This is a genomic window from Mesorhizobium sp. M0968, from assembly GCF_040319065.1.
Taxonomy (GTDB): Bacteria; Pseudomonadota; Alphaproteobacteria; order Rhizobiales; family Rhizobiaceae; genus Mesorhizobium.
This window is the reverse complement of sequence record NZ_JAMYNL010000001.1, coordinates 244,469-269,038: the sequence shown is the minus strand read 5'-3', so window position 1 is coordinate 269,038 and position 24,570 is coordinate 244,469. Positions and strand designations below refer to the sequence as shown.

The following is a 24,570-nucleotide window of genomic DNA, read 5'->3' as shown; positions in this document are numbered from 1 at the left end:
CGCAATGCCGTTGTTTGGCCACGGTTTCTGCCAAAAAACTGAGCAGGGGCGACCGCAAGCGCGCCAGAGCCTTCTAAATCGATTGGAATTGGACAGATCGGCGCGTTGACATGCGTACGGACTTTTCCGAAAAGGGGCGTTGAGAGATGCAAATGTGGTTCTTGAGGGGTTTCAGGATGGGTTTCGCCGGCAGGCTGCGTGTGCGCCACGCCTTGGCCATGCCGCTCCTGGTACCGGCCATGGCTCTTTTCGCGGTGATTTCGGCCTCGCCGGCACGGGCCGATTTCCGGGTCTGCAACGCCACGCAGAACCTGGTCGGTGTCGGCATCGGCTATCGCGCCAAGGCCGGCTGGATCACCGAAGGCTGGTGGCACATCGAAGGATCGAGCTGCAAGACGCTGATCGAGGGACCGTTGTCATCAAGGTTTTACTATCTTTATGCAGAAGACGCCGAGCGCGGCGGACGCTGGGATGGCCCGATCAACATGTGCGTGGCCGAAAAAGAGTTCAAGATCGCCGGCGTTACCGATTGCGTCGCCCGGGGCTTTCAGCGCGCCGGATTCCAGGAATATGACACGGGCGAGCAGGCAAGCTGGATGGTCCAGCTGACTGACGAGCCCGCAACGGATGGCGCTCCAGCCGCCCCGGGAACAAACAGTCAATGAGACGCAGCCGCAAGGTCAAGATCCTCGCCACCATCGGTCCGGCCTCCTCGTCCGAGGAGATGCTGAAGAAGCTGTTCGAAGCCGGCGCCGACGTGTTCCGCATTAATATGAGCCACACCGACCATGAATTGATGCGGACGCTTGTCGGCCGCATTCGTGCCGTCGAGGAGGCGGTCGGCCGGCCGATCGGCGTTCTCGCCGACCTGCAAGGGCCAAAGCTGCGCGTCGGCAAGTTCGCCAACGGCAAAGAGGTGCTGACCGTCGGTCAGACCTTCACGCTCGACGACAATCCCGAGCCCGGCAATTCGACGAGGGTCTACCTGCCGCATCCCGAAATCCTGCGTTCGGTCGAGGCTGGTCATCGCCTGCTGATCGACGACGGCAAGCTCGAGCTCAAGGCGGTCAGCAGCAACGGCAAGGCGATCGTCTGCACCGTCGTCGCCGGCACCACCATTTCCGACAAGAAGGGCGTCAGCCTGCCCGACACCGACCTGCCGGTCGGCGCGCTGACGGAAAAGGACCGCCGGGATCTCGACGCGGTTCTGGCGACCGGCGTCGACTGGGTGGCGCTGTCCTTCGTGCAGCGGCCCGAGGACCTGGCCGAAGCGCGCAAGATCGCACGCGGCCGGGCGCTGATCATGGCCAAGATCGAAAAGCCGCAGGCCGTCGCCCGGCTGGCCGAGATCATCGAGCTTTCGGATGCGCTGATGGTCGCCCGCGGCGATCTCGGCGTCGAGATGCCTCTCGAAGCCGTGCCTGGCATTCAGAAGCAGATCACCCGTGCCGCGCGCCGTGCCGGCAAGCCGGTGGTGGTCGCCACGCAGATGCTGGAATCGATGATCACCGCGCCGGTGCCGACGCGGGCCGAGGTGTCGGACGTGTCGATCGCCGTGTTTGAAGGCGCCGACGCGATCATGCTTTCGGCGGAGTCCGCCGCCGGCGCCTATCCGGTCGAGGCGGTGGCGATGATGAACCGGATCGCCACCAAGGTCGAAACCGACCCGACCTATGCCGGCATTATCAACGCGCAACGCTCGGAACCGGAAGCGACCGGAGCCGACGCGATCTCGCTCGCCGCCCGCGAAATAGCCGAGACGTTGAAGCTGTCGGCGATCATCACCTATACCGCGTCCGGCACGACCGGCTTGCGCGCCGCGCGCGAGCGGCCGCAAGTGCCGATCGTGGCGCTGTCGCCGATCCTCAACACGGCGCGGCGGCTGTCGCTGTTGTGGGGCACGCATTGTGTCGTTTCCCCCGACGCCAGCGACCTCGACGACATGGTCGACCGCGCCTGCCGCATCGCCTTCGATGAAGGTTTCGGCAAGCCGGGCGACCGCGTCATCATCACGGCCGGCGTGCCGTTGAGGACGCCGGGCTCGACCAACATGCTGCGCATCGCCTATGTCGGATCGGAAGTCGGCCGCTAATGTCGGCCGCGGCTGCCGGATAGGCCGGCTGCATGGCGCGTCGTAAACGCGGCGGCCCGGTGCATCGACGGCAGTTGGGCTGCGATCAACGCCGAACTCCGCCAGCTTGCATCAGCCTGTGGCCGGCCGTGAAGCGGTTCGAAGGCCCTATCCGATCTTGAGCTGGAAGTCAGTTAAGGTAATCTCTCCTGGGAGAAAGAGGAGGGTGATCCAATGTGGATGCGCACTGATCTTCTGGAACTCCTCGGCATTGAGCACCCGATAATCCAGGCGCCGATGAGCGGCATCACCACGCCGGAACTGGCGGCGACAGTCAGCAATGCCGGGGCGCTTGGCTCGCTCGGATGCGGCATTCTGCCTGCGGCGGCTATCCGCGAGCAGCTCACGGCGACACAGCACGCCACCAATCGTCCGATCAACGTCAACTTCTTTGCGCACCCGGCGCCGATACACGATGATGCGGCAGCCCAAAGTATGCGAGACCGCCTTCGCGGCTCCTATGAGGAGGTCGGCCTCGGACCGGTGCCCGAGCCGGGCGAGCCCTTCCCCACCTTCGATCGTGAGCGTCTCGAAATTGTGCTCGAGCTGCGCCCCAAGGTGGTCAGCTTCCACTTCGGTCTACCCGACACCGCAATTGTGCAGCAGTTGAAGGCGGCCGGCTGTACTGTCTTGTGTTCGGCCACCACCGTCTCGGAAGCGCGCCAGCTTGAGGCAGGAGGGGTGGACGCCATTATCGCCCAGGGATACGAGGCGGGTGGGCATCGCGGCACATTCACTGGCGACCCTGCTATCGGCACAGCCGGCACTATGGCACTCGTACCGCAGATTGTTGATGCCGTACGGGTGCCTGTAATTGCCGCCGGCGGTATCTTCGACGGTCGCGGCATTGCTGCCAGCTTTGCACTTGGTGCATCTGGTGTGCAGATCGGCACGGCTTTCCTGGCCTGTCCTGAAGCCAATGTGCAGCCAGTCTATCGCGCAGCATTGCGCTCGGCCAACGACGAGAGCACGTCGGTGACTCGCTGCTTCACTGGCCGCCCAGCGCGCGTGGTGCGCAACCGGTTTGTGATGGAAATGGCTGGTGAGGAAGATGCAGTGTTGGCGTTTCCGCTACAGGCGAGTCTGGTCATGCCGCTTTCGATGGCAAAGGATGAAAGCAAGCGGGCTGACTTTTTGCCTATTTGGGCCGGGCAGGGCGTTGCGAAGCTGCGGGAGATGCCGGCCGCCGCCCTTGTGGAGAAACTCGTCACGGAAGCAAACGGCATAGATCGGGCCTATAGGGGAGTAGGGGAGTAGGGGAGTAGGAGAGTAGGGCGCATGTGTTCCACAGTGCAATCTGCACCTCTCACATAGTCCCTTACTCCCTTACTCCCCTACTCCCTTACTGGTCTCAAATGCCTTCGCCGGCAAGCTCCTCGGAAAGTGCGGCGACCTGGTCCTGGGCGCTGCGCATCATTGGGTAGATGCCGAGCACGCGCTGCCAGGCCTCAAGTGCCGACTGCTTGTGGCCGGTTTCGGCCATGATCTGAGCCAGGCCCGAAAGCGCGCCGAAATGGCGTGGTTCGAGCTGCAGGGTGCGGTCGATGTCCGCCATCGACTTCCCGTAGTTCTTCATCATGAAATGAACAGTCGCGCGCCGGTTCCAGCCTTCCGCATAGGTCGGCTGCAAAGTCACAACCTGATCGAGGAAATCGAGTGCAACATCGAATTTCTGGTTTTCGATCGCCTTCTGCGACCATTGCATCATCAGGTCGATAGAGGCGCTGCCCGACTGGGACCACTCGCTGCCGATCCGTCCGGCGATGCGCTCGGCCGCCTTTTCATTGCGTTCGCGCTTGAGATCGGCAAACAGCTGATCGAGCCGCGCCTGTTTCGTCTTGACGACCGGAGGTGCTGCCGGCGGAGTTGTGGTCGGATCTTCAGCCCACGCCGGCAGCGAGACAGCGCCGGAAACGAGGAAGGCCGTGAAAAATGCAAAAAGAATCCGCATCGCGGGAATCTAGCCCCCGACGCCGGATCGTCAAACTGAATTTAGCGTGAGAGTCGTATCATGCGAACGGAGGCGCGCAGCCTCCGTCGAAAACTCAACCCTGGCGCGCCTTGTAGCGCGGCGCGGTCTTGTTGATGATGTAGACGCGGCCCTTGCGACGAACCAGCTGGTTGTCGCGGTGACGCGCCTTCAACGCCTTGAGCGAATTCTTGATTTTCATGGTCTTGCCCGTCGGTCTGGGCCCGGTCACGGGCCGAATTATTAAGGCGCGCCCACAGACGCGCCTTTGAACTGTGCGTGGCTCATAGACGAGGAGCGTTGCCCGTGTCAACCGCAAGCGCGTTGCCTAAACGATACGGACCGTTTCGTATCATCAAATATCCGTCACTGGCGTTGCGCAGGCTTGAGACGGCTGGAATGATGCGGTTGCGAATTGGAGATCGTCATGCGCCGAATTCTTGTGTCCGCCTGTCTTGTCGTCCTCGCGGCAGGTTCTGTTGCCTATGCGCAGGAATGCGACCGCAACGACGACAGCCAGCAGATGATGAACATCTGCGCCGACACGGACTACAAATCCGCCGACGCCAAGCTCAACAAGGCCTACCAGGATCTCATCGGCGGAACTGACGCAAAAGCCAGGAAGCTGTTGCAGACGGCGCAGCGCGCCTGGATCGCTTTTCGCGACGCGGAATGCAGCTATTCGGCCGCGGACAGCGAAGGCGGCTCTATCTATCCGATGCTGATATCGGAATGCCTGACGCGGCTGACCGACGATCGCACCAAGCAGCTCACCGCCGATTCGACCTGCGCGGAAGGCGATGTTAGCTGCGCCAGCCCCGACGAGGACGAGAGCGGCGAAATCCAGTAAGCGTAGGTTCTAACTTTGTGTTTGAGCATGATCTTTTCCGAAAACCGGATTCCACTTTTCGCTAGCGCGGACCTTCGGTTCGGGATCATGCTCTAGCTGCGGCGGCTCACGCGCGTAAAATGGCCCATCTTGCGGCCGGGCCGCGCCTCGGCCTTGCCATAGAGGTGCAGCATCAGATCGGGCTCGGCGAGCAGCTCAGGAACGCGCCTGACATCGTCGCCGATCAGGTTTTCCATGACGCAGTCGAACTGCCGGGCGGGATTTCCCAGCGGCAGGCCGGCGACGGCGCGGATGTGCTGCTCGAATTGCGAGATGGTGCAGGCGGCCTCCGTCCAGTGGCCGGAATTGTGGACGCGCGGCGCTATCTCGTTGGCCAACAGCGAACCGTCGGCAAGGACAAAGAATTCGACGCCGATGACGCCGACATAGTCGAGCGCTGCAAGGATCTCTGCCGCCGCCGTTTGAGCCGCAGCCGCCGTCTCGGATTTTACTCCGCCCGGCAGCGTCGAGCTGTGAAGAATACCGTTGCGATGGACATTCCACGCTGGATCGTAGGCGGCGAGCGAGCCGTCGCTGCCGCGCGCGGCGATCACCGAAATCTCGCGCTCGAAGGTGACGAAGGATTCCAGGATCAACGGCACGTTGCCCATCGCCTCGCAAGTGCCGGCAAAGCCGCCTGTTTCCATGTTGCGGAAGACACGCTGGCCCTTGCCGTCATAGCCCATGCGGCGCGTCTTCAATATTCCGCTGCCGTTGAACTGTTTCAGCGCAGCCGTCAGTTCCTCGTCATTGTCGACGGGGCTGAAATCCGCGGTCGGTATGCCGATGCCGTTGAGGAATTTCTTTTCCGCCAGCCGGTCCTGCGCCACTTCCAGTGCGCGTGCCGGCGGATAGACCGGCACCGTAGAGGCAAGTGCCGCGGCCGCCGCGACCGGTACGTTCTCGAATTCATAAGTAACGACGGCACTGGCCGCAGCCAGCTCGCTAAGCGCGGCCGCGTCGTCATAGGCGGCGACGATCTGCCGGTTGGCGACCTGTGCCGCCGGGCAATCCGGCTGCGGCTCCAGCACGACGATGCGGTAGCCGAGGCGGGCCGCGGCCATCGCCAGCATGCGGCCAAGCTGGCCGCCGCCGATGATGCCGATGCTCGATCCCGCCGGCAGGCTCACGGCGCGTCCGTGGGCTCGGCGGCCACCTTGGCGGTCTGCGCGGCGCGCCAGCTATCCAGCCGGGCGGCGAGCTTTTCGTCGCTCAGCGCCAGCACCGCGGCGGCCAGAAGGGCAGCGTTGGCGGCGCCGGCCTTGCCGATGGCCAAAGTGCCGACCGGAATGCCGGCCGGCATCTGCACGATTGATAGCAGCGAGTCCTGGCCCGACAGCGTCTTTGATTCCACCGGCACGCCGAACACCGGCAGCGGCGTCATCGCCGCCGTCATGCCGGGCAGATGCGCCGCACCGCCGGCACCGGCGATGATCACCTTGTAGCCGGCCGCCTTGGCGCCCTTGGCGAAATCATAGAGCCGGTCGGGCGTGCGGTGGGCCGAGACGATCAGGCGCTTGTGCGGAATTCCAAGCGCCTCAAGCGTTTCGGCGGCGTGGCGCATCGTCGCCCAGTCGGACTGGCTGCCCATGATGATGGCGACGTCGGCGCGGTGATCGTCCAAGCTTCAGCTCTCCGGCGGCAAAAGCGCGCATTAGCTGAAATCGAGGGGAGCCGCAAGGATGGCCGGAAACGGCAAAGCCGCTTGTGTCGTCTCCGTGGCTGCGCACATGCACAGGAGCGGTCTGTCATCGGGTGGCCGCTGCTCGGAAGCGGTTGACGAAGTCGTCAAGTTCAGGCCGTTCGACATCGGAAATCGCCCAGTAGGAAAAAGCGCTGTCGCTCCAGTGGACCAGCGAGAAGCCACCAGCAGAAAGATCGACCGGTCCGGCTGTCGAGCCGGTTTCCTCGGGCGCGGCGACGAGAGTGATCAGGTGCTCGCGGTGCCTGTAGACCAGTGCCGGCACTGGCTGGTCGGCGATCACCTCGACCCGGCCGCCGAGCAACGCGAAGCCGTCATTGGCAAGGTCTGGCGCAGGCGGCGACAGGCCGACCCTGCCATCGAGCCAGGGTTTGACCGTATGCCTGTCCGACGAGACGACGTCCACCGGGCTGGCGGCCAGCAGGCTGCGGCGGTGGCCGCTGGCGACCGCCGTTGCAAAGCTGTCGGGCGCCCCGCTGAGCGTCACCCATTGCGTCGCGCCGCTGGCCAGCACGGCGGTGACGAGGATCGATGCCGCCATTGCGCGCCAGTCGAACGCGCCGAAGCGGCCCGGCCGCGTTTGGGTTGGCCGCATGTGGGTTGGCACGGTTTGCTGCGGCCGCGTCGGCGCCGGCCGATCCTGTGCCTCGCCAGTCGCGCCGATCGCCGCGATGCGCGCATTGAGGGCGTCGCTGACCTGTGGCAGCGCCAGCCTGCCGACAGCGGACTGCAGCGCAGCGATGCGGGCATGCTCGGCGGCGAGCGCCGGATCGGCCGCGATGCGTCGCTCGACAGCCAATGCTGCTGCTGCGTCGAGCTCGCCATCGACCAAGGCATGGATCATCAGCTCCACGCCCGCCGGGTCATCGGGCAGTCCATCGTTGTGCGCGCTCATGGCGCCCTCCCAAGTTGGGATATCAGCAGACCGCGCGCCCTCGCCAGTCGCGACATCACCGTGCCTAGCGGCACGCCAAGCAGCGTCGCGATCTCGCGATAGCTGAGGCCGTTGATGTCGCGCAGCACCACAGTCTCGCGAAATTGGTGCGGCAGCGCGGCGATCGCCGCCTCGAGTGCGGCCGTGTCGGCCTTGGCGATCAGGCTTGCCTCAGGACTATCCGTATCCGGCAGGCCGGCGCCATATGCAGCCGTCATGTCATCGAGGTCGCTCAGGTCGCCGACGGCGACGATACTGCGCGGCCGGTTGCGCGCCAGCCAGGAGTAAGAGGCGTTGCGCACGATCGCCAGCAGCCAGGCGCGCGCATTGCCGCCGGCATAGCCGGCGATGCCCGCATGCGCCTTCAAACAGGCCTCCTGCACCACATCCTCCGCGTCGGCGGCGTTGCCGGTCAGCCAGCGGGCAAGCGCAAGCGCATCGGCGAGATGGGGCAGAACCACCTCGCGAAAGCGCTCGGTCGCGGCCTCTTGGTTCAACACCGTCGCATCGCCCGGCATCCCGGGCAGAACCTTCCGAAAATCCTCACGGAGCGACGGTGATCCTGCCCTGCATGTGCGGGTGAAGCCCGCAGAAATAGGCATAGTCGCCCACTTTGGTGAAGGTGAAGGCATATGTGTCACCGGTGTCAAGCGCCTTGGAGCGAAACGAGGCATCGTTGGCGACCACCAGATGCGGGATGTCGTCGTCATTCTCGAAGGTCACGGTAGTGCCCTGCTTTACCGTCAGCACCGCCGGTGTGAAGGCAAAGTTCTCGATCTTGACCATTGGCTGGTCTGCTGCGTTCAGTGGCATGGCAACCATTGTCAGGATCGCCGCCAAACCGAACGTGACAGGGGATACGACCAAGACGCGGGATGGGAAGCGGATCATCGCATTTCCCCTCAGGCCAGCGTGCTGTCGATGATGGCGAGGTCCTGCCCGCCTTGCGTGACTGTCACGCTGCTTGTGCCGAGCAGGCTGCGCAACTGGCCGGCAGGTACCGTCATCGGCCCGGGTGAGGCTGCGGTGCCCGGCGCCGGTTGCGGGAAAGCGGTCGAGCGCGCGGTATGAAAGGTAACGTTGCCTTCGACCTTCTGCATGATCTGGTGGATATGGCCGTTGAGTACGGTGACAGAGCCGAAGCGCTTGAGCAGGGCCAAGGCCTGCGCCGCGTCGTCGGTGCCCCAGCCCCATTCGGGATAAACAGCCCATAGCGGGATGTGGGCAAAGACGACGATTGGCGTCGAGGCGGTGACCGCCTTCAGATCATCGGCCAACCATGCCAACTGGTCGGCGCCGAGATTGCCCAGCCCGCCAGCCTTCAGGTTGACGACGTTGACCAGCCCGATGAAATGGACGCCGTTCTGGTCAAACGAATACCAGCCGGCGCCCTTGGTGCCCTTGCCGTAGCGGTCGAGATAGGCCTGGCCATTGCCGTCATCGATCAGGTCGTGCTCACCGGGCACATAATGCACGTCGAAGCCTGCGCCGCCGATGATCTGGGCAGCGTTGTCGAACTGCGCGACTTTCGACAAATGGGTGATGTCGCCGGTGTGGATCATGAAAGCGGGCTTTTGCGGCAACGCCTGGATCTTGCCGATCGCCTCCTTCAGCGTGTCGATGGCGTGCGGGTTGGCAGCCTTGTCGAAGCCGATGTGGCTGTCGGAGATCTGGAGGAAAGTGAAGCCGGTGGCCAAGGCCTCGGCGGCTTGTGACGCACCGAGCAGGCTGAGCGAAACCGGCACGCCGGCCGAAATTGTCCACAGCACTCCCGTGCCGGCCCAGATCATGCATTCCAGTGCATGACGGCGGCTGATGCCGTCAGCTTCATTGTCGTGGTGGTGGGTCATACCGGTCTCCTGCACGCCGGAAATGGCGTCTGTTTGGGAGACCAATGGGCGGGGTGGTTTATTCCGCCCGAAGACTAAAAGTTCATTCACACTGCCGTGATGGCGCACTGGCCCGATGCGAAGCCGGTGCTGGAAGGCACTGGCTCGACCACGCTCTGGCGATGTCTAGTCCGGCCAGCGCAGCGCTCCGGCGGACTGCTTGCGAGCGGGTTTCATCGCATCCGCGGGCCGATCGGCAGCACTCAACACCGCCCGCAGGCGTTCGGCAACGATCTCCGCCTCGCCGGGATGGAGATTGCACGGATCAAGGAAGAAGTGACCGCGCTCGACCTCGTGGTTGCGCACGATCACGGGCGGTGAACCCGCCGCAAGCGCCGAGGCGAGGCCGGCGGCGGTGAAGCGGCTTTCCGGCGCAACGAACACCTGCAGGCGGTCGAGAGGATTTCCGGTCGGATCTGGAATGATACGTGCCTCGATGCCAGGCAGGCCCTGCAATGCGGCTTGCCACAGATGCAGTGCGGCTTCTTCCCGCTGGCGAATGCCGGCATGGTCGCGCCGCTCCCAGGCTTCCAGGGCCGCCATGGTGCCGGCAATGCTCTCCTTGCCGACCTTCATGGCGCGCGCAACGCCGCGGTTCTGGAGATAGGCGGCCCGTACCAGATCCTTGCGGCCGGCAACGATGCCGCTTGTCGGCCCTGAGAGAAATTTGTGCCCGCTGTAGACAACAATGTCGGCGCCGCGCGCCAGAAAGCCACGCAAATCGTATTCCGAGGCGGCGTCGACGATCACCGGCACGCCCTTGGCGTGGCAAATCTCGCAGAACTCCTCAAGCGAGAGCATGCCGTATTGCACGGTGTGGTGCGCAACGACGTAGAGGGCTGCCGCGGTCCGGTCCCGGATCGCCTCGGCAGCATGATAATCCTGGGTGACGCTGACCGTGCCGGCAGGCACTGCCTTGGCTCCGGCAAGCCGGATCGACTGGTCGATCGGCGCGCCATAATTGACGATGTGACCAAGCTGAACGATGACCTCCGATTTGAGGCCCTCGGTGTCGTCCGGCAGCCGCTCGATCGCAAGAAGGCTGGTCCCGGTCATCGCGCCGGCAATCGCCATTGTTATGCCGCTGGCGCAGCATGCGGTGATGAAGCCGGCCTCGCCGCCGGTAAGGCGTGCAATCACCCTACTTGCGGCGCGCTGCAGATCGTCCATCTCGACCCATTGCGAGGCCATTTCCGACATTGCGGCAATCGCTTCTGGCACGATGATCGAAGCACCGAGTGCCGTCATCGTGCCGGAGACATTGATGATTGGGCGAAGGCCAAGCCGTTCGCGGATTGTCGTGTTGGAACGGTCAGCGGCATAGGTCGTCATCTCTGTAGATCCTGTTTAAGATTTCAGGCGGCGATCTCGACGACCGCCTCGATTTCAACTGTGATGTTGCCCGGCAGCGAGCCGACACCGATCGCCGAACGGGCATGTCCGCCAAGCGTATCAAAGACGGCCGCGAAAAGATCGGAACAGCCGTTCACCACCTTGGGATGCTCGCTGAATGTCGGCGTCGCATTGACAAAGCCAAGCAGCTTGACGACGCGCACGATGCGGCCGAGGTCGCCGGCCGCCGCATGCATGACGGCGAGCAGGTTCAGGCCGGTCAGACGCGCATGCCCGTAGGCCTCTTCAACGCTGACATCCTCTCCGACCTTGCCGGTGCAGAGCGCGCCATCGGCGCGCAACGGCCCCTGGCCGGAGAGGAAGATCAGCCGTCCGCTCTCGGCATAGGTGACGAAGTTGGCGATGGGCTTCGGCGGCTCGGGCAGTGTCAGGCCCAATTCCGCGAGCCGGATGTAAGGCGTCATGAAAGCTCCTTGCGACAGCTTTCGCCGTCCGATGTCAAAAATGTGAGGCGCGAAACCGCGCCAGGAAACTGCGAAGGCGTTCATTGCCGAACCCCGCCGCCAGAATCTCGGCGGGTGGTCCGACGGCACTGACGCCGCCATCCGCCATGAAAACGATGCGGCTCGATGCGTCGCGCGCAAAAGCCATTTCATGCGTGACCATCAGCATCGTCATGCCGTCTTCGGCGAGGCTGCGCACGACCTCGAGCACCTCGCCAACCAATTCGGGGTCGAGCGCCGAGGTTATCTCGTCGAGAAGCAATATCTTCGGCTCCATCGCCACGGCGCGGGCGATGCCGACGCGCTGCTGCTGGCCACCGGAAAGCTCGGCCGGCAGACTGTCGGCTTTGTGGGCGAGGCCTACGCGGCCGAGCCAGTGCTCGGCAATGGTGCGGGCCTCGGCATTGCTCTTGCCGCGCACCTTGCGCAGGCCAAGCATGATGTTGCCGGCCGCAGTCAAATGCGGAAACAGATTGAAGCTCTGGAACACCATTCCGGTCTCGGCTCGCATCGCCGCCAGGTCGCGCTCGCTGCGTCGCTGGCGCGTTCCCGTCTCGCGATAGCCGACTTCTTTGCCGTCGATACGGATCGAGCCGCTGTCGTAGCTCTCCAGGAAGTTGACGCAGCGCAGCAGCGTGGTCTTGCCGCTGCCGGAGGGGCCGATGACAGTCACGACCTCGCCGCGTGTCACTTGCAGGCTGACGGAGCGCAGGACCTCGACGGATCCAAAGGCTTTGGAAACCTCGGTGACATCGAGAAGTGCCGGATTCTGGTGCGAGGCATTGGACATCGTGCTATTCCCGGATGAAGGAGAAACGCCGCTCCAGGCGCCGGCTGGCCAAGGAGAGGGCGTAGTTGACGGCGAAGTAGACGAGCGCACCGAGAATGTAGAGCGGCATCGCCTCATAGGTGCGGCCGATGACCTGGTTGATAGCCTGCATGAGGTCGGTGATGCCGAGCAGCGAGACCAGCGCGCTACCCTTTACCGCGTCGGTGACGCCATTGATCCAGGGTGGCAGGAAACGCCTGAACGCCTGCGGAAAAATGACGTAGGCCAGCCGCTGGCGAAAGGTCAGTCCGATCGCCATCGCCGCCTCGGACTGACCCTTGGGAATCGAGCCAACGGCGCCCCTGAGATATTCGACCACCTGTGCGGTCTTGAAGAGGGTGAGGGCGAACACGGCCGCCCAAAAGGATTCCAGATGCAGCCCCACCGCGGGCAGGCCGTAGTAGACGAAGAAGATCAGCACCAGGATCGGAATGCCGCGGATGGTGTCGCTGAAGATGCGCACTGCCCAGCGCAGCGGAGAAGGACCGTAGACAAGGCCGACACCCATCAGCACGCCGGCGATGAGCGATAACACCACGACCAGCAGCGACACCCACAAGGTTACGGCAAAGCCTTCGGCGAGGAACGGCAAGGCGTAGATGATCTGGCTCAGCATGTCAGCGCGCCGCCTTGAACCGGCGCTCGACGAGCCGCAGCGCGAAAAGCAGCGTGTAGCCGGTCAACAGGTACATTGCCGTCACCACCAGATAGACTTCGACAATGCGGAACGTGTTGAAGTTGATCCACTGGGCGCCATAGGTGAGTTCGGGTACCGAGATGACCGACGCCACGGACGTATCCTTGAAGAGCGATATGAATGTGTTGGAAAGCGCCGGCAGGGTTATGCGCAGCATCGTCGGCAGGCGCACATCGAGCAGCCTTTGCCATGGTGTCAGGCCGATTGCCTTGCCGGCGTCGAGCTGACCGCGCGGCACCGCCTCGAGCCCCGAGCGAAACACCTCGACCAGGTAGGCGCCGCTGTAGAGCGACAGCGTGGCAATGAATGAGGTTTGCGCGCTGTAGGCAATGTCGACCACCGTCGGCAAGCCGTAGAAGACCAGATAGACGAGCAGGATCAGCGGCACGTTGCGGATGAACTCGACATACCCCGCGATGATGGTCCGCACCGCACGTCCGGCCGACACGTACCAGACCGCCAGAACGAGCCCGATGACGATGCCGATCGCGATCGAGATGACGGCCAGTTCGAGGCTTAACAGCAGTCCGCCCCAGAGCTTGTCGAAATGCCGCCAGATAAGGTTGAAGTTGAGAGTATAACCCATGCGTCCTCGTCATGGAGGGCTGTGATGAGAGAAGGCGGAAGGACGTTGTCCTTCCGCCTGCTTGCATCAAATGACCGGGAAACCGGGATGGCGCGCCGGCGGCTCCTGTCCGAAATAATCCTTGAACGCAGCGTCGTAGAGTGCCGTTTCATGGCCGAACATGGCGATGGTGAAGGTCTGGTTGACGAAGGTCAGCCAGTCGAGGTCGCCCTGCCGCAGCGCGGCACCATAAAGCATCGAGAACCAGCTCTTGCCGGCATCGAAGTATTTGTCCGGGTTGCGCGAGGCGAGCCAGCGCACCGTTGACAGGTCGACCGCGGCGGCGTCGACGCGCTTCGATTCCAGGGCCTGCAGCACGTTGGCCTGCGTGTCTATCTGCATCACCTGCGACTCCGGCAGGACGATATGCACGTTAGCCTCGGCATCGACATTTTGCAGGATGGAAATCCGCGTCGCCGAACCGCCGGCAAGCAGCTTGTCGAAGGTCTTGTTTTCGGCGTTCGGAAGGGTCAGCAAGGCGATGCCTTCGACGTAGTAGGGTCGGGAGAAGTGGATCAGCTGCGAGCGCTGGGCGGTCATGGTCATGAACTGGATGGTGATGTCGACCTTGTTGGTGGTCACGTTCGGAATGCGCTGAGCCGGATCCTGCATGACGAATTCCACTTTGGTCGGATCGTCGAAAAGCCCCTTGGCGAGAATGCGACCCATGGTGATGTCCATGCCCACCAGTTCGCCGGCGTCGTTCTCGAAATGCCAGGGCGCATTGGTACTGCCGGTGCCGACGATCACCTTGCCGCGCTCGAGGACGGTGCGCAGCAGGCTGTCCGGCGCTGCCTGGGCCGCCGCTTTCTGAACGTCGACCGCGGTAGCGGCGCTCATCACTCCGGCCGTTGCAAGCCCGGCCATTCCCAGTTTCAGAAATTCACGCCTTTTGGATGTGTCGTTCACGGCGACCTCCTTTCGTGTTGAGTTCCCCTTTGGACCAGCAGTACAGGCATCGGTTGCAACTGACGTCATTGTCCCTTACAAGAGACGCCTGTACTCTGTACAAGACAGATTAACATCAGGGATCGATAATGCAAGAAGGTAATGCCTTGGCCGCTCGACCGGACGCCGGTCTGGACGAAGACAAGAACTCGGCTTCTCGGGAGAAGGGCCTCAACCGGGTCCTCCAGATTTTGGAGTTTCTTCACGCGACCCAGCGCGCGATCGGCATCGGCGATCTTGCCAAGGGGGTAAACGCGCCGCGTTCGACGACTTATACGCTTGTGCGCTCGCTGGTCGACGCAGGTCTGCTGGAAATGGCCGGAGACGGCAATCGGGTTTATTTCGGAAAGAAGCTCTATCTCTACGGAATGGACTATGTGCGGGGCAACGACCTGCTCAGGCGAGGGCGCCAGGAAGTCGACCATCTGTCACGCGAGACCGGCGAGACCTCGGAGTTGTGCATGCTGCAAAGCGGCCGCTACACCATCGTCCATTCAAGCCCGGGAACGAGGCCATTCCGGATCAGCTCGGCGACCGGTCTGCAAATACCGCTCCCCTGGACAGCTTCCGGGCGACTGCTCCTCGCCGGCTTCGACAGGGCAGCGATCGAGGATATGGTCTCCGAGGACGATCTCGTGCTGCCGGACGGCCGCAGATTGCAACTCGACGATTTCATAGACGACATCGCCGTCGCCAAGTCGGCCGGCTACTGCGTCACCTCCGGCCTTGTCGATGCCTACACGAAATGCCTGGCCGCGCCGGTCTTTTCAGCGCCGGGCAGGGTCGAGGCGACGATGTGCCTGGTGGTTCCGATCGATACCTCGACCGAAAAGACCGACGACCTGATAGCGTTGTTGCGCGAGCGCGCCGCACGGCTTTCGATCGTGGCATAGGCCGCCTTTCCAGCAGGCCGGCGCCGGCGTTCGTTCAAGCAATGGCGTTCGTTCAAGCAATAATGTCTGGAATGATCTTGTCTTCCAGCGCCATCAGCCTGTCCTTCAGGAAAAGCTTCTTTTTCTTCATGCGCTGGATCTGCAGCGGGTCGCAATTCATGGCGATCATCGCATTGATGGCCGCGTCGAAATCGGCGTGTTCCTGCTTCAGCCGGGAATATTCGAGGCGGATATCTGCCTGTTCCTGATCGGACATTTTTACCGTCTGCACGTCTGCGGCGCCCAAACTATGGGCCTGATTGGGCGGGACCGGGGCTTCTTGCACCGGCGCGCAGCCCATATCACATTTCATATTGGCGTGGAATGCTACCACGCAGCATTCGACATCGGTGCGCGATGGTGGCACACTGTCATTATGCCGTCACAGAAGCGAGCCTGCGGTGGACGTGCCATGACGGCTGCAATCCGAGGAAACCATGAAAGGGAGAACCAATCATGTCTCTTGCATCCCATCTTGATGAGCTGCAGCGGAAACACGGCGACATCGAACGGGAAATCGACGATGCGATGACCCATCCGTCGGTAGACGACCTCGAAATCGTGAATCTCAAGCGGCGCAAGCTGGCGCTCAAGGACGAGATTGAAAAACTGAAGGCGAAACCGACGACGCACTGAAGCCCTTCCAGGACTAGAAGCGCCGCCCGGCGCGCGATCTTTCCGGTGGCATCGCTATGCTGCCGGAAACGCTCGTGGATTTGCGGCAAGCTGCCGTCTTGTCATTTCCGATTTGCTGGGGCCTGCGCGCCAGTCGCCATTGACAAGCCATCTTTGCTCCTCCACCTCATGCCCGGACCTTCAAGATTAAAGGCAGCCGGCATGACCGGATATTTTTCCTCACCCTTCCCACGCCGCAGGTCGGTCGGTGTCGATGTCGGCGGCGTGATGGTCGGCGGCGGTGCGCCGGTCGTCGTCCAGTCAATGACCAACACCGATACGGCCGATGTCGACCAGACGGTCGCGCAAGTGGCGGCGCTGCATCGTGCCGGCTCCGAGATCGTGCGCATAACCGTCGATCGCGACGAAAGCGCTGCGGCCGTACCGGCCATCCGCGAGCGGCTGGAACGGCTCGGCATCGACGTGCCGCTGGTCGGCGATTTCCACTATATCGGCCACAAGCTCCTGGCCGACCACCCGGCCTGTGCCGAGGCACTGGCCAAATACCGTATCAATCCCGGCAATGTCGGGTTCAAGGACAAGAAAGACCGGCAGTTCGCGGCGATCGTCGAGATGGCGATCAAATACGACAAACCGGTGCGCATCGGCGTCAATTGGGGTTCGCTTGACCAGGAGCTGCTGACCCGGCTGATGGACGACAACCAAGCCCAGGGCTTTCCGCTGACGGCGCAGGAAGTGACGCGCGAGGCAATCGTGCAATCGGCGATCCTGTCGGCCGGAATGGCCGAAGAGATCGGCCTTGCGCGCGAGAAAATCATCCTGTCGGCCAAGGTCAGCGGCGTGCAGGATCTGATCGCCGTCTACACCGAGCTTGCCACCCGATCCGACCATGCGCTGCACCTCGGCCTGACAGAGGCCGGCATGGGCTCGAAAGGCATCGTCGCCTCGTCCGCGGCCATGGGCATCCTGCTCCAGCAAGGCATTGGCGACACCATCCGCATCTCGCTGACGCCGGAGCCGAACGGCGACCGCACGCGCGAGGTGCAGGTGTCGCAGGAACTGCTGCAAACCATGGGCTTCCGGCAGTTTGTGCCGATCGTCGCCGCCTGCCCTGGCTGCGGCCGCACGACCTCGACCGTATTCCAGGAGCTTGCCCAGAACATCCAGGCCGACCTGCGCAAGAACATGCCGGTGTGGCGCGAACAATATCCCGGCGTCGAGAACCTCAAGGTCGCGGTGATGGGTTGCATCGTCAACGGTCCGGGCGAATCCAAACATGCCGATATCGGCATTTCGCTGCCCGGCACCGGTGAGACGCCGACCGCCCCGGTGTTCGTCGACGGCAAGAAGGTGGCGACGCTGCGCGGCCCATCGATCGCCGCGGATTTCGAGAAAATGGTTTCCGACTACATCGAACGGCGGTTTGGGCAACACGGCAAAGCCGCGGCGGAGTAGTTCGATGCGGCGTTTGCTTGGGGCGACGCTGGTTGTCATTTGCGGGCTGATCTGGGCGACAGCCGTCCAGGCCGATCCGCCGCGGCCCGCCAAGCAGAAGCTGATCGATCGAGTTTGCGATCTTATCGAGACGCATGCCGACCAGAACGGCCTGCCCCGGGATTTCTTTGCCCGGCTGATCTGGAAGGAAAGCCGTTTCGATCCCAATGCGGTCAGCCCCGTCGGCGCTGAGGGTATCGCCCAATTCATGCCGGGTACCGCCAAGATGCGCGGGCTCGCCAATTCCTTCGACATCGAACAGGCGATCCCGGCCTCGGCAAAATACCTCGCCGAAATGAAATCCGGTTTCGGCAATCTGGGCCTCGCCGCCGCAGCCTACAATGCCGGCGAGAGCCGGGTGACGCGCTGGCTGAATTCCGGCGGATTCCTCCCGTTGGAGACCGAAAGCTACGTCCTGGACGTCATGGGCGAGCCGGCCGACAAGTTCACCGATGCCGCGTATGCCGGCGTCATCCGGCCGCTCGACAAGAAGGCGAGTTTCGCTGCCGCTTGCCGCGAGCTGCCGGTGATCATGTCCAGAACCGTGCCGATGTCGTCGATCAACATCAAGCCGTGGGGCGTGCAGGTGGCCGGCAATTTCCGCCGCGCCGCGGCGCTCAACCAGTGGCTGAGAGTGAAAAGCCGGTTCCCGGCACTGCTTGCCGGCCACGATCCGGTGGTCAGCCGGGTCCGCACACCGATCGGCAGGCGCGGCATCTATGCCGTGCGGATCGGCGCCGATAGCAGAGCCAAGGCCGACACGATCTGCGACAAGCTGCAAAGCGTCGGCGGCGCCTGCATCGTGGTACGCAACCGGTAAAGCCATATGTCGGAGCGTTTTGCGCCATTGCTGCCCATCTCGCTCCCCGTGGGCACTTCGTCCTCGATACGTGAATCATATTTTCGGTGAACCGTTAGGCAGGTCTTGCATCGTCGTCGATGCGGGGTAAGGTCCCCGCGATTTTTCGCGAAAGGGATCAGCATGGCCGGCTTCAAGACACTGGACGACATCGGCAATATCAGCGGCAAGCGTGTGCTGGTGCGTGTCGACCTCAACGTTCCCGTCGCCGAGGGCAAGGTCACCGACGCCACCCGCATCGAGCGCATTGCGCCGACCATTGCCGAGCTCTCCGGCAAGGGCGCCAAGGTCATCCTGCTTGCCCATTTCGGCCGGCCCAAGGATGGACCGGCGGCGGAATTCTCGCTCGAGCCGATCGCCAAGGCGACGGCGGAAGTGCTCGGCCGCCCGGTTGGCTTTGCCGCCGACTGCATCGGCGACAAGGCGGGAAATGCCATTGCTGCCATGAATAATGGCGACGTGCTGCTGCTCGAGAACACCCGCTTCCATAAGGGCGAGGAGCAGAACGATCCGGCCTTCACCGAAAAGCTCGCCGCCAACGGCGACATTTTCGTCAACGACGCCTTCTCCGCTGCGCACCGCGCCCACTCGTCGACGGAAGGGTTGGCGCATGTGCAGCCTTCCTTCGCCGGCCGCACCATGCAGGCCGAGCTCGACGCGTTGGAAAAGGGTCTTGGAAATCCTGTCCGTCCGGTTGTCGCCATCGTCGGCGGCGCCAAGGTCTCGACCAAGATCGACCTGTTGATGAACCTGGTGAAGAAGGTCGACGCGCTGGTCATCGGGGGCGGCATGGCCAACACGTTTCTCGCGGCACGCGGCACCGATGTCGGGAAATCCTTGTGCGAGCGTGATCTCGCGACCACCGCCAAGCAGATCATGATCGAGGCGGCCGAGGCCGGCTGCGCCATCATCCTGCCCGCCGACGGCGTTGTCGCCAGGGAGTTCAAGGCCGGCGCCGCCAGCGAGACCGTCGCCATAGCAGACGTGCCGGCCGACGGCATGATCCTCGACGTCGGCGCAAAGACCGTGAAAACCATTGCCGAATGGATCGACCGCGCCGCGACGCTGGTCTGGAACGGGCCGCTCGGCGCCTTCGAGATCGAGCCATTCGACCACGCAACGGTGGCGACGGCCAGGCACGCGGCAGCGCGCACCAGGGCCGGCAGACTGATCTCGGTCGCCGGCGGCGGCGATACGGTGGCGGCGCTCAACCATGCCGGCGTAGCCGACGACTTCACCTATGTCTCGACGGCTGGCGGCGCTTTCCTGGAGTGGATGGAAGGCAAGCCCTTGCCCGGCGTCGACATCTTGAAGCGCTGAGCGCGGCAGCAATAACAGCGCGAAAGAGGGCGCCCGCGACTTTCAATCGATTCGCGCCTACCAGGCGAAATTGTTCGACTTGAACCTGCGTTGCTCTGGTGGTCTGCTGGGCACGGATCAATTCTTTCAGGAGAAGCACGATGAGCGAACGTCTCGAGGACATTGCTGCCGCGATGGTGGCCAATGGCAAAGGCCTGCTGGCTGCCGACGAGAGCTCCGGCACCATCAAGAAGCGCTTCGACATCATCGGTGTCGAGTCGACCGCCGACAGTCGCCGCGACTATCGCGAGATGATGTTCCGCGCCAGCGATGCAATGACCAAGTACATTTCCGGCGTCATCCTCTACGACGAGACCATTCACCAGAAGGCCGCCGACGGCACACCGCTGGTCGACATCATCAAGGCATCAGGCGCTCTCCCCGGTATCAAGGTCGATGCCGGCGCCAAGCCGCTGGCCGGCTTTCCCGGCGACACCGTCACCGAAGGCCTGGACGGCCTGCGCGAACGCCTTGCCGACTATTACAAGCTCGGCGCCCGCTTTGCCAAATGGCGCGCGGTGATCGACATCGATGTTGCCAAGGGCGTGCCTTCCGCCACCTCGATCGGCTCGAACGCCCATGCGCTCGCCCGTTACGCCGCGCTTTGCCAGGAGGCCGGCATCGTGCCGATCGTCGAGCCGGAGGTGCTGATGGACGGCGCCCACGACATCGACACCTGCTACGAGATCAGCAAGGCGACACTGACAAAGTTGTACACCGAGCTCTATGCGGCTCGCGTCGTGCTCGAAGGCACCATCCTGAAGCCGAACATGGTGCTGGCCGGCAAGAAATCAGGCAAGGTCAGCAGCCCCGACGAAGTCGCCGAGAAGACAATAAAACTGTTCCGCGAGACGGTGCCGGCCGCTATTGGAGGCATTGCCTTCCTTTCGGGCGGACAATCTGACGAGGAGGCGACCGCCAACCTCAACGCCATCAATGCCATTGGCCCGCATCCGTGGAAGCTGACCTTTTCCTACGGCCGCGCCTTGCAGGCCGCTCCGCAGAAGGCGTGGGGCGGCAAGGCGGCGAATGTCGCCGCCGCACAGGCTGCCTTCGCCCATCGCGCCCACATGAACCATCTGGCAGCGCTTGGACAATGGCAGCCGACCCTTGAGCAAGCCGCCTGACGGAATTCAGGTTGCGTTCCTCCGACCCGGGCCATGTGCCCGGGTTTGTTTGAAAGCAGCAAGGTCTGCAATTTCCTGCAACTGAAATGCAGCTCTGTGTCGGCATTCCTCGCTGCCGATCGTCCTCCGTGAAAAGAGGAGCAGACCTATGCCAAACAACAAGACCGTATCGCAGAAAGACTGGTTTCAGGCGCACAAGGCGCATCTGGCGCGCGAAAAGGAATTGACGCGCTTTCGCGATCGTGTCGCCGCCGAACGCCGCGAACTGCCGTGGCTGAAGATCCGCAAGGACTACGTCTTCGAGACCGAGCAGGGGCCAAAGAAACTGCCTGACCTGTTTGGCGGCAACAGCCAGCTGATCATCTACCATTTCATGTTCGGCCCCGGTGCCGACTATCGTTGCGAGGGCTGCTCGTTCCTTGCCGACCACATTGACGGTGCCAACCAGCATCTCAGGCACCACGACGTCTCGCTCGTGGTGGTTGCGCGGGCGCCGCTGGCCGAGCTTCTGCCCTACAAGCAGCGCATGGGCTGGAAATTCGACTGGGTGTCGTCGTACGCTTCGGACTTCAACTTCGACATGCAGGTGTCATTCACCGACAAGCAGATCGCGGCCGGCGACACGACCTACAATTTCGAGCGGCGCGCGCGGCAATCGAAGGATCTTCCCGGCACCAGCGTGTTCTATCGCGACGAGAAAGGCGACATCTTCCTGACTTTTATCTCGCGCTCCAGAGGCGGCGATCCGCTGATCGGCGCCTATCACTATCTCGACCTGACGCCGAAGGGTCGCAACGAAACCGGTCCCCACCATAGCCTGGTGGACTGGGTGCGGCTGCACGACGAATATGCGGATACGCCCGAGATGCAGGACAGCTGCTGCCATTGACGACGGGCGGTCACCCAAGGTCTTTCGCCTTCGGCCCGACATGCGCTAAGTGCTGTTCGCTATGCCCTAAAAGGGACTTGCCATGCGGCGCTTTCCGACCCTTCTCACCTGGCTCGCCTTTCCGGTTTATGTCTGGCAAGGACTTGGCGTGCGTCGCCGCACCGCCCGCATGCTGCCGGCACAAGGTCCGGTCATGCACGAGATATCTGGCCTGGCGCCAGCAATCTCGGTTCTGGTGCTTGGCGATTCCTCCGCCGCCTCGGTCGGCATCGGCAATTCCGAAAACGGATTGGCCGCGCAACTGGCAGTTCTGATTGCGCAACGCACCGGCCGCACCGTGCGCTGGCGGGCGGCCGGCTTCAACTCGGCAACCTCTGGCCAGATCCGCGATCATGTGCTGCCCAATCTATCGGCCGATCCGTGGACGCATATCGTGCTGGCCGTCGGTACCAACGACACCAAGAATTTTCATTCGGTACCGCGCTTCAAGCGCGAGTTTGGCGGCCTGCTCTACGCGCTGCGCGCCAAATGGCCGGAAGCGCGCGTGGTGTGGTCGCCGGTGCTGGAGTTCACCCGGGCTCCGGCAATGCCGCCATTGCTCGGCAAGATCCTCGAAATCCGCGCCGTCGAGGTGAACCGGATGGGCGAGCGCCTTTGCCTCGAACGCGGCGCCATACCGGCGCCCCGGCTGCCGATCACGGATGCCGATGCCGGCTTCGCATCGGATGGATTTCACGCTTCGGAAGCCGGCTACCGAGCCTGGGCGGAACATCTGGTCAGCCTGGTGCTCGCCAACGAACCGGGCGTCGCGTAGCGGGCCGCCCGCACTAAAGCGCGTCGCATTCGATTGGCCTCATCCGACGCGCTTCAGGTTCTTGTTTTTATGCATGTCGTTGTCGCAAAACCGCTGCACACTTTTGCGCGACATGCATTACGTCCAGTGCCCGAGCACCGCCGTAATCGAAATCGCCGCCATCGCCAGCAGCGCCAGCTTCCAGAAATCGCTGCGCCGCTTCAGCCCGGGCCAGCCAAGCGGCTTGATGAGCTGGATGACCATCATGAAGATGATGACGAGCGCGAGAAGTTTCGACATGCAGCCTTTGATCAGCATCGCGGCTGGCTGTCAAAGCGGCTCCGGGATCGCCGGCTTCCACTGCGGCAAGCCTCTTTTCAGCACTGCCTTGTCACTTCGATGGATAAATCGGAACGCCGGTCATGAGAGCCGCACCCTCCTGACAGACTGCTGTCAGCAGGGGTGTGCGATAGTGCCTGCATCGAAAGAGAGGAGACCAGCCATGAACGGTATTACCATTCTGCGTAGCGTGCAGCACTATGTCGGCAAGATCCGGACGATCCGCAATGAGATCCGCACCCAGCGATTCATGAACACCCTGCCGGCGGACATCCGCAAGGATATTGGTTGGCCGGACATGTATGGCGACCGCCGCAATGGCGGCAATTGAGGCAAGCTTTCCGCGTGGCGTTTGGATGCGACCTGGCGACGAGCTGAAATGGGCATGCTGAAGCCTCCTGACAGTATGGTGTCAGGAGGCTCGTGCCATAGTGCAATGGCCGCCGGAGCCGGATGGCCGAGAGGACGATCGATGAAAAGCTGGAACGACAGGCTGAACACGCCTGGCATCAACGGCATAACACCGTCGCCACGCACCATCGGCGACGTCGTCGAAGGCCAGCCGATGCTGGTTCCTACAGCTCGCCAGGTCCACGCATTCATCCGCTCTATCCCCGAAGGCATGGACATGAATATCCGCGCTTTGCGCACCGCTCTCGCCATCGAGCATGGTGCCGAGATGACATGTCCGGTCACCATCGGCTATCATCTGCGCACCGTCGCCGAGGCCGCCAACGAGGATCTTGAGCGTGGTATGGCGCTGGGCGATGTTGCGCCGTTCTGGCGGGTGGTCGACGCAAGCACGCCGACAACGAAGAAACTGTCCTTCGGCGCGGCCTTCGTCGCCGCGCAGCGCAAGCGCGAAGGGCTGGAACGATAGACGCCGAGGGACCATACGATGCGCCGCGCCGACAGGCTCTTCCAAATCGTGCAGCATCTGCGTGGTGGTCGTCTGGTCACCGCCCAGAAGCTGGGCACGTGGCTCGAGGTTTCCGAGCGGACGATCTATCGCGACATCGCAGACCTGCAGTCGACCGGCGTGCCGATCGACGGCGAGGCCGGTGTCGGCTACATGATGAGGGAGGGTTTCGACCTTCCGCCGCTGATGTTCACGCGTGACGAGATCGTCGCGCTGGTCGCCGGCGCCCGCATGGTGCGCGCCTTTGGTGGCGCGGCCATGGCGCGAGCCGCCGACGAGGCGCTGGTCAAGATAGGCGCCGTGTTGCCCGACGCCGAAAAGGACCGCATCGCCCGTACCGAGATCCACACGCCGATGTGGGTGGTAAGCGATGCCGCCCGCGAAGCCATCGACCTGATCGAGCGGTCCATCGAGAAACGTCAGGTGCTGACCATCGACTATTCGGATGAGGCCGGCCGCAGCACCGCGCGCGACATCCGCCCGCTCGGCCTGTGGTTCTGGGGCAAGGTGTGGACCTTGGTCGCCTGGTGTGAGATGCGCGGCGATTTCCGCGCCTTCCGCATCGACCGCATCGCCTCGGTGGTCATCGCCGGCCGCACCTTCAAGCCGGAGCGCGGCAAGCAGCTCGCCGATTTCTATCGCGCGGTGGAGCGCAGCGAGGATTACGGCATGGCGCCGGACCGGGCGGCGCGAAGCTGACACGGAAGATCACAAAAAAGCCCGCTTGAAGGCGGGCTTTTTGTTTTGGATGCCA

Annotated in this window: 31 protein-coding genes; 15 read left to right on the top strand and 16 right to left on the bottom strand. The window is 63.1% G+C overall.

What is annotated here, in order from left to right; translation table 11 throughout:
• Positions 1-218: 218 nt before the first annotated feature.
• The 3 genes from NKH67_RS01435 (at position 219) to NKH67_RS01425 (ending at position 3,388) form a co-directional block, all read left to right on the top strand.
• Entirely contained in the window at positions 219-665 is a 447-nt protein-coding gene (locus NKH67_RS01435) for a DUF1036 domain-containing protein (protein ID WP_352489443.1), read from the top strand.
• Complete coding sequence (gene pyk, locus NKH67_RS01430; protein WP_352454861.1) at positions 662-2,092, top strand: pyruvate kinase; 1,431 nt, start codon at positions 662-664, stop codon at positions 2,090-2,092. Before NKH67_RS01435 ends, pyk begins: the two co-directional genes overlap by 4 nt.
• 213 nt (positions 2,093-2,305) lie before the next feature.
• Positions 2,306-3,388, top strand: coding sequence for an NAD(P)H-dependent flavin oxidoreductase (locus tag NKH67_RS01425; protein ID WP_352683404.1), 1,083 nt, complete (start codon positions 2,306-2,308; stop codon positions 3,386-3,388).
• Between the two features lie 94 nt (positions 3,389-3,482).
• Here the strand turns inward: NKH67_RS01425 and NKH67_RS01420 are convergent, their stop codons facing one another.
• On the bottom strand, positions 3,483-4,082 hold the full coding sequence (locus tag NKH67_RS01420) for a tetratricopeptide repeat protein (RefSeq protein WP_352489294.1): 600 nt from the start codon (positions 4,080-4,082) through the stop codon (positions 3,483-3,485).
• Between the two features lie 94 nt (positions 4,083-4,176).
• The gene (gene ykgO / locus NKH67_RS01415; protein ID WP_006327841.1) at positions 4,177-4,302 is read right to left on the bottom strand and encodes a type B 50S ribosomal protein L36; all 126 of its coding nucleotides are present in this window, start codon (positions 4,300-4,302) and stop codon (positions 4,177-4,179) included.
• Between the two features lie 225 nt (positions 4,303-4,527).
• Between ykgO and NKH67_RS01410 the strand changes: the two genes are divergently transcribed.
• Positions 4,528-4,950: a lysozyme inhibitor LprI family protein gene (locus NKH67_RS01410; RefSeq protein WP_352683406.1), complete on the top strand. Its 423-nt coding sequence runs from the start codon at positions 4,528-4,530 to the stop codon at positions 4,948-4,950.
• 92 nt (positions 4,951-5,042) lie between these two features.
• Here NKH67_RS01410 and NKH67_RS01405 read toward each other — a convergent pair whose 3' ends face one another.
• The 12 genes from NKH67_RS01405 to NKH67_RS01350 all read right to left on the bottom strand — a co-directional run bounded on the left by NKH67_RS01405 (position 5,043) and on the right by NKH67_RS01350 (position 14,430).
• Complete coding sequence (locus tag NKH67_RS01405) at positions 5,043-6,119, bottom strand: 5-(carboxyamino)imidazole ribonucleotide synthase (RefSeq protein ID WP_352471166.1); 1,077 nt, start codon at positions 6,117-6,119, stop codon at positions 5,043-5,045.
• On the bottom strand, positions 6,116-6,613 hold the full coding sequence (gene purE, locus NKH67_RS01400) for a 5-(carboxyamino)imidazole ribonucleotide mutase (RefSeq protein WP_023678468.1): 498 nt from the start codon (positions 6,611-6,613) through the stop codon (positions 6,116-6,118). The genes NKH67_RS01405 and purE overlap by 4 nt, the downstream gene beginning before the upstream one ends.
• Before the next feature lie 124 nt (positions 6,614-6,737).
• On the bottom strand, positions 6,738-7,586 hold the full coding sequence (locus tag NKH67_RS01395) for an anti-sigma factor family protein (protein ID WP_353030173.1): 849 nt from the start codon (positions 7,584-7,586) through the stop codon (positions 6,738-6,740).
• Positions 7,583-8,143 carry a sigma-70 family RNA polymerase sigma factor gene (locus NKH67_RS01390; RefSeq protein ID WP_352817726.1) on the bottom strand — a complete coding sequence of 187 codons (561 nt, stop codon included), beginning with the start codon at positions 8,141-8,143 and terminating at the stop codon, positions 7,583-7,585. The genes NKH67_RS01395 and NKH67_RS01390 overlap by 4 nt, the downstream gene beginning before the upstream one ends.
• A 25-nt stretch (positions 8,144-8,168) precedes the next feature.
• A complete protein-coding gene (locus NKH67_RS01385; RefSeq protein WP_352747649.1) occupies positions 8,169-8,516 on the bottom strand; it encodes a cupredoxin domain-containing protein in 348 nt (115 codons plus the stop codon).
• 11 nt (positions 8,517-8,527) lie between these two features.
• Positions 8,528-9,475: a metallophosphoesterase family protein gene (locus NKH67_RS01380; protein ID WP_353030171.1), complete on the bottom strand. Its 948-nt coding sequence runs from the start codon at positions 9,473-9,475 to the stop codon at positions 8,528-8,530.
• A 165-nt stretch (positions 9,476-9,640) separates the two neighbouring features.
• A complete protein-coding gene (locus tag NKH67_RS01375; RefSeq protein ID WP_352683411.1) occupies positions 9,641-10,846 on the bottom strand; it encodes an aminotransferase class V-fold PLP-dependent enzyme in 1,206 nt (401 codons plus the stop codon).
• Between the two features lie 23 nt (positions 10,847-10,869).
• The gene (locus NKH67_RS01370) at positions 10,870-11,331 is read right to left on the bottom strand and encodes a RidA family protein (protein WP_023678474.1); all 462 of its coding nucleotides are present in this window, start codon (positions 11,329-11,331) and stop codon (positions 10,870-10,872) included.
• Between the two features lie 34 nt (positions 11,332-11,365).
• Positions 11,366-12,160: an amino acid ABC transporter ATP-binding protein gene (locus tag NKH67_RS01365; RefSeq protein WP_352452486.1), complete on the bottom strand. Its 795-nt coding sequence runs from the start codon at positions 12,158-12,160 to the stop codon at positions 11,366-11,368.
• 4 nt (positions 12,161-12,164) lie between these two features.
• Complete coding sequence (locus NKH67_RS01360) at positions 12,165-12,815, bottom strand: amino acid ABC transporter permease (RefSeq protein ID WP_352683413.1); 651 nt, start codon at positions 12,813-12,815, stop codon at positions 12,165-12,167.
• 1 nt (position 12,816) lies between these two features.
• On the bottom strand, positions 12,817-13,482 hold the full coding sequence (locus NKH67_RS01355; RefSeq protein WP_023678477.1) for an amino acid ABC transporter permease: 666 nt from the start codon (positions 13,480-13,482) through the stop codon (positions 12,817-12,819).
• Positions 13,483-13,548: 66 nt separating this feature from the next.
• Positions 13,549-14,430, bottom strand: coding sequence for a transporter substrate-binding protein (locus NKH67_RS01350; RefSeq protein WP_031212143.1), 882 nt, complete (start codon positions 14,428-14,430; stop codon positions 13,549-13,551).
• Between the two features lie 146 nt (positions 14,431-14,576).
• Between NKH67_RS01350 and NKH67_RS01345 the strand changes: the two genes are divergently transcribed.
• Positions 14,577-15,362, top strand: a complete 786-nt coding sequence (locus tag NKH67_RS01345) for an IclR family transcriptional regulator (RefSeq protein WP_353030168.1) — start codon at positions 14,577-14,579, stop codon at positions 15,360-15,362.
• Between the two features lie 52 nt (positions 15,363-15,414).
• Here NKH67_RS01345 and NKH67_RS01340 read toward each other — a convergent pair whose 3' ends face one another.
• A complete protein-coding gene (locus tag NKH67_RS01340) occupies positions 15,415-15,618 on the bottom strand; it encodes a YdcH family protein (protein WP_023678480.1) in 204 nt (67 codons plus the stop codon).
• 239 nt (positions 15,619-15,857) lie between these two features.
• On the opposite strand from NKH67_RS01340, the gene NKH67_RS01335 reads away from it, so the two are divergent.
• From NKH67_RS01335 to NKH67_RS01305, 7 genes are all read left to right on the top strand, one after another.
• On the top strand, positions 15,858-16,037 hold the full coding sequence (locus NKH67_RS01335; RefSeq protein ID WP_023678481.1) for a YdcH family protein: 180 nt from the start codon (positions 15,858-15,860) through the stop codon (positions 16,035-16,037).
• Between the two features lie 201 nt (positions 16,038-16,238).
• Positions 16,239-17,492: a flavodoxin-dependent (E)-4-hydroxy-3-methylbut-2-enyl-diphosphate synthase gene (gene ispG, locus NKH67_RS01330; protein ID WP_353030166.1), complete on the top strand. Its 1,254-nt coding sequence runs from the start codon at positions 16,239-16,241 to the stop codon at positions 17,490-17,492.
• A gap of 4 nt (positions 17,493-17,496) precedes the next feature.
• The gene (locus NKH67_RS01325) at positions 17,497-18,351 is read left to right on the top strand and encodes a transglycosylase SLT domain-containing protein (RefSeq protein WP_353030164.1); all 855 of its coding nucleotides are present in this window, start codon (positions 17,497-17,499) and stop codon (positions 18,349-18,351) included.
• A gap of 162 nt (positions 18,352-18,513) precedes the next feature.
• Positions 18,514-19,710 carry a phosphoglycerate kinase gene (locus NKH67_RS01320; protein WP_352540261.1) on the top strand — a complete coding sequence of 399 codons (1,197 nt, stop codon included), beginning with the start codon at positions 18,514-18,516 and terminating at the stop codon, positions 19,708-19,710.
• 140 nt (positions 19,711-19,850) lie between these two features.
• Complete coding sequence (locus NKH67_RS01315) at positions 19,851-20,876, top strand: class I fructose-bisphosphate aldolase (RefSeq protein ID WP_353030162.1); 1,026 nt, start codon at positions 19,851-19,853, stop codon at positions 20,874-20,876.
• Between the two features lie 148 nt (positions 20,877-21,024).
• Positions 21,025-21,765 carry a DUF899 domain-containing protein gene (locus NKH67_RS01310; RefSeq protein WP_352540259.1) on the top strand — a complete coding sequence of 247 codons (741 nt, stop codon included), beginning with the start codon at positions 21,025-21,027 and terminating at the stop codon, positions 21,763-21,765.
• 82 nt (positions 21,766-21,847) lie between these two features.
• Positions 21,848-22,579 carry an SGNH/GDSL hydrolase family protein gene (locus NKH67_RS01305; RefSeq protein ID WP_352767667.1) on the top strand — a complete coding sequence of 244 codons (732 nt, stop codon included), beginning with the start codon at positions 21,848-21,850 and terminating at the stop codon, positions 22,577-22,579.
• A gap of 117 nt (positions 22,580-22,696) precedes the next feature.
• Here the strand turns inward: NKH67_RS01305 and NKH67_RS01300 are convergent, their stop codons facing one another.
• Positions 22,697-22,858: a hypothetical protein gene (locus NKH67_RS01300; RefSeq protein WP_352540257.1), complete on the bottom strand. Its 162-nt coding sequence runs from the start codon at positions 22,856-22,858 to the stop codon at positions 22,697-22,699.
• 202 nt (positions 22,859-23,060) lie between these two features.
• Here NKH67_RS01300 and NKH67_RS01295 point away from each other — a divergent pair, with 202 nt between their 5' ends.
• From NKH67_RS01295 to NKH67_RS01285, 3 genes are all read left to right on the top strand, one after another.
• Positions 23,061-23,228 (top strand): hypothetical protein, encoded by a 168-nt coding sequence (locus tag NKH67_RS01295; protein ID WP_023678489.1) that lies wholly within the window; start codon positions 23,061-23,063, stop codon positions 23,226-23,228.
• Positions 23,229-23,369: 141 nt separating this feature from the next.
• A complete protein-coding gene (locus NKH67_RS01290; RefSeq protein ID WP_352747633.1) occupies positions 23,370-23,777 on the top strand; it encodes a hypothetical protein in 408 nt (135 codons plus the stop codon).
• An 18-nt stretch (positions 23,778-23,795) separates the two neighbouring features.
• Positions 23,796-24,515, top strand: a complete 720-nt coding sequence (locus NKH67_RS01285) for a helix-turn-helix transcriptional regulator (protein WP_023678491.1) — start codon at positions 23,796-23,798, stop codon at positions 24,513-24,515.
• Positions 24,516-24,570: the final 55 nt, after the last annotated feature.

Bases quoted from the DNA above. Each gene is read 5' to 3' on its own strand.
- NKH67_RS01435 (WP_352489443.1), top strand. From the start codon at position 219: ATGCCGCTCCTGGTACCGGCCATGGCTCTTTTCGCGGTGATTTCGGCC.
- pyk (WP_352454861.1), top strand. From the start codon at position 662: ATGAGACGCAGCCGCAAGGTCAAGATCCTCGCCACCATCGGTCCGGCC.
- NKH67_RS01425 (WP_352683404.1), top strand. From the start codon at position 2,306: ATGTGGATGCGCACTGATCTTCTGGAACTCCTCGGCATTGAGCACCCG.
- NKH67_RS01420 (WP_352489294.1), bottom strand. From the start codon at position 4,082: ATGCGGATTCTTTTTGCATTTTTCACGGCCTTCCTCGTTTCCGGCGCT.
- ykgO (WP_006327841.1), bottom strand. From the start codon at position 4,302: ATGAAAATCAAGAATTCGCTCAAGGCGTTGAAGGCGCGTCACCGCGAC.
- NKH67_RS01410 (WP_352683406.1), top strand. From the start codon at position 4,528: ATGCGCCGAATTCTTGTGTCCGCCTGTCTTGTCGTCCTCGCGGCAGGT.
- NKH67_RS01395 (WP_353030173.1), bottom strand. From the start codon at position 7,586: ATGAGCGCGCACAACGATGGACTGCCCGATGACCCGGCGGGCGTGGAG.
- NKH67_RS01390 (WP_352817726.1), bottom strand. From the start codon at position 8,143: ATGCCGGGCGATGCGACGGTGTTGAACCAAGAGGCCGCGACCGAGCGC.
- NKH67_RS01385 (WP_352747649.1), bottom strand. From the start codon at position 8,516: ATGATCCGCTTCCCATCCCGCGTCTTGGTCGTATCCCCTGTCACGTTC.
- NKH67_RS01380 (WP_353030171.1), bottom strand. From the start codon at position 9,475: ATGACCCACCACCACGACAATGAAGCTGACGGCATCAGCCGCCGTCAT.
- NKH67_RS01375 (WP_352683411.1), bottom strand. From the start codon at position 10,846: ATGACGACCTATGCCGCTGACCGTTCCAACACGACAATCCGCGAACGG.
- NKH67_RS01370 (WP_023678474.1), bottom strand. From the start codon at position 11,331: ATGACGCCTTACATCCGGCTCGCGGAATTGGGCCTGACACTGCCCGAG.
- NKH67_RS01365 (WP_352452486.1), bottom strand. From the start codon at position 12,160: ATGTCCAATGCCTCGCACCAGAATCCGGCACTTCTCGATGTCACCGAG.
- NKH67_RS01360 (WP_352683413.1), bottom strand. From the start codon at position 12,815: ATGCTGAGCCAGATCATCTACGCCTTGCCGTTCCTCGCCGAAGGCTTT.
- NKH67_RS01355 (WP_023678477.1), bottom strand. From the start codon at position 13,482: ATGGGTTATACTCTCAACTTCAACCTTATCTGGCGGCATTTCGACAAG.
- NKH67_RS01340 (WP_023678480.1), bottom strand. From the start codon at position 15,618: ATGTCCGATCAGGAACAGGCAGATATCCGCCTCGAATATTCCCGGCTG.
- NKH67_RS01335 (WP_023678481.1), top strand. From the start codon at position 15,858: ATGTCTCTTGCATCCCATCTTGATGAGCTGCAGCGGAAACACGGCGAC.
- ispG (WP_353030166.1), top strand. From the start codon at position 16,239: ATGACCGGATATTTTTCCTCACCCTTCCCACGCCGCAGGTCGGTCGGT.
- NKH67_RS01325 (WP_353030164.1), top strand. From the start codon at position 17,497: ATGCGGCGTTTGCTTGGGGCGACGCTGGTTGTCATTTGCGGGCTGATC.
- NKH67_RS01320 (WP_352540261.1), top strand. From the start codon at position 18,514: ATGGCCGGCTTCAAGACACTGGACGACATCGGCAATATCAGCGGCAAG.
- NKH67_RS01315 (WP_353030162.1), top strand. From the start codon at position 19,851: ATGAGCGAACGTCTCGAGGACATTGCTGCCGCGATGGTGGCCAATGGC.
- NKH67_RS01310 (WP_352540259.1), top strand. From the start codon at position 21,025: ATGCCAAACAACAAGACCGTATCGCAGAAAGACTGGTTTCAGGCGCAC.
- NKH67_RS01305 (WP_352767667.1), top strand. From the start codon at position 21,848: ATGCGGCGCTTTCCGACCCTTCTCACCTGGCTCGCCTTTCCGGTTTAT.
- NKH67_RS01300 (WP_352540257.1), bottom strand. From the start codon at position 22,858: ATGTCGAAACTTCTCGCGCTCGTCATCATCTTCATGATGGTCATCCAG.
- NKH67_RS01295 (WP_023678489.1), top strand. From the start codon at position 23,061: ATGAACGGTATTACCATTCTGCGTAGCGTGCAGCACTATGTCGGCAAG.
- NKH67_RS01290 (WP_352747633.1), top strand. From the start codon at position 23,370: ATGAAAAGCTGGAACGACAGGCTGAACACGCCTGGCATCAACGGCATA.
- NKH67_RS01285 (WP_023678491.1), top strand. From the start codon at position 23,796: ATGCGCCGCGCCGACAGGCTCTTCCAAATCGTGCAGCATCTGCGTGGT.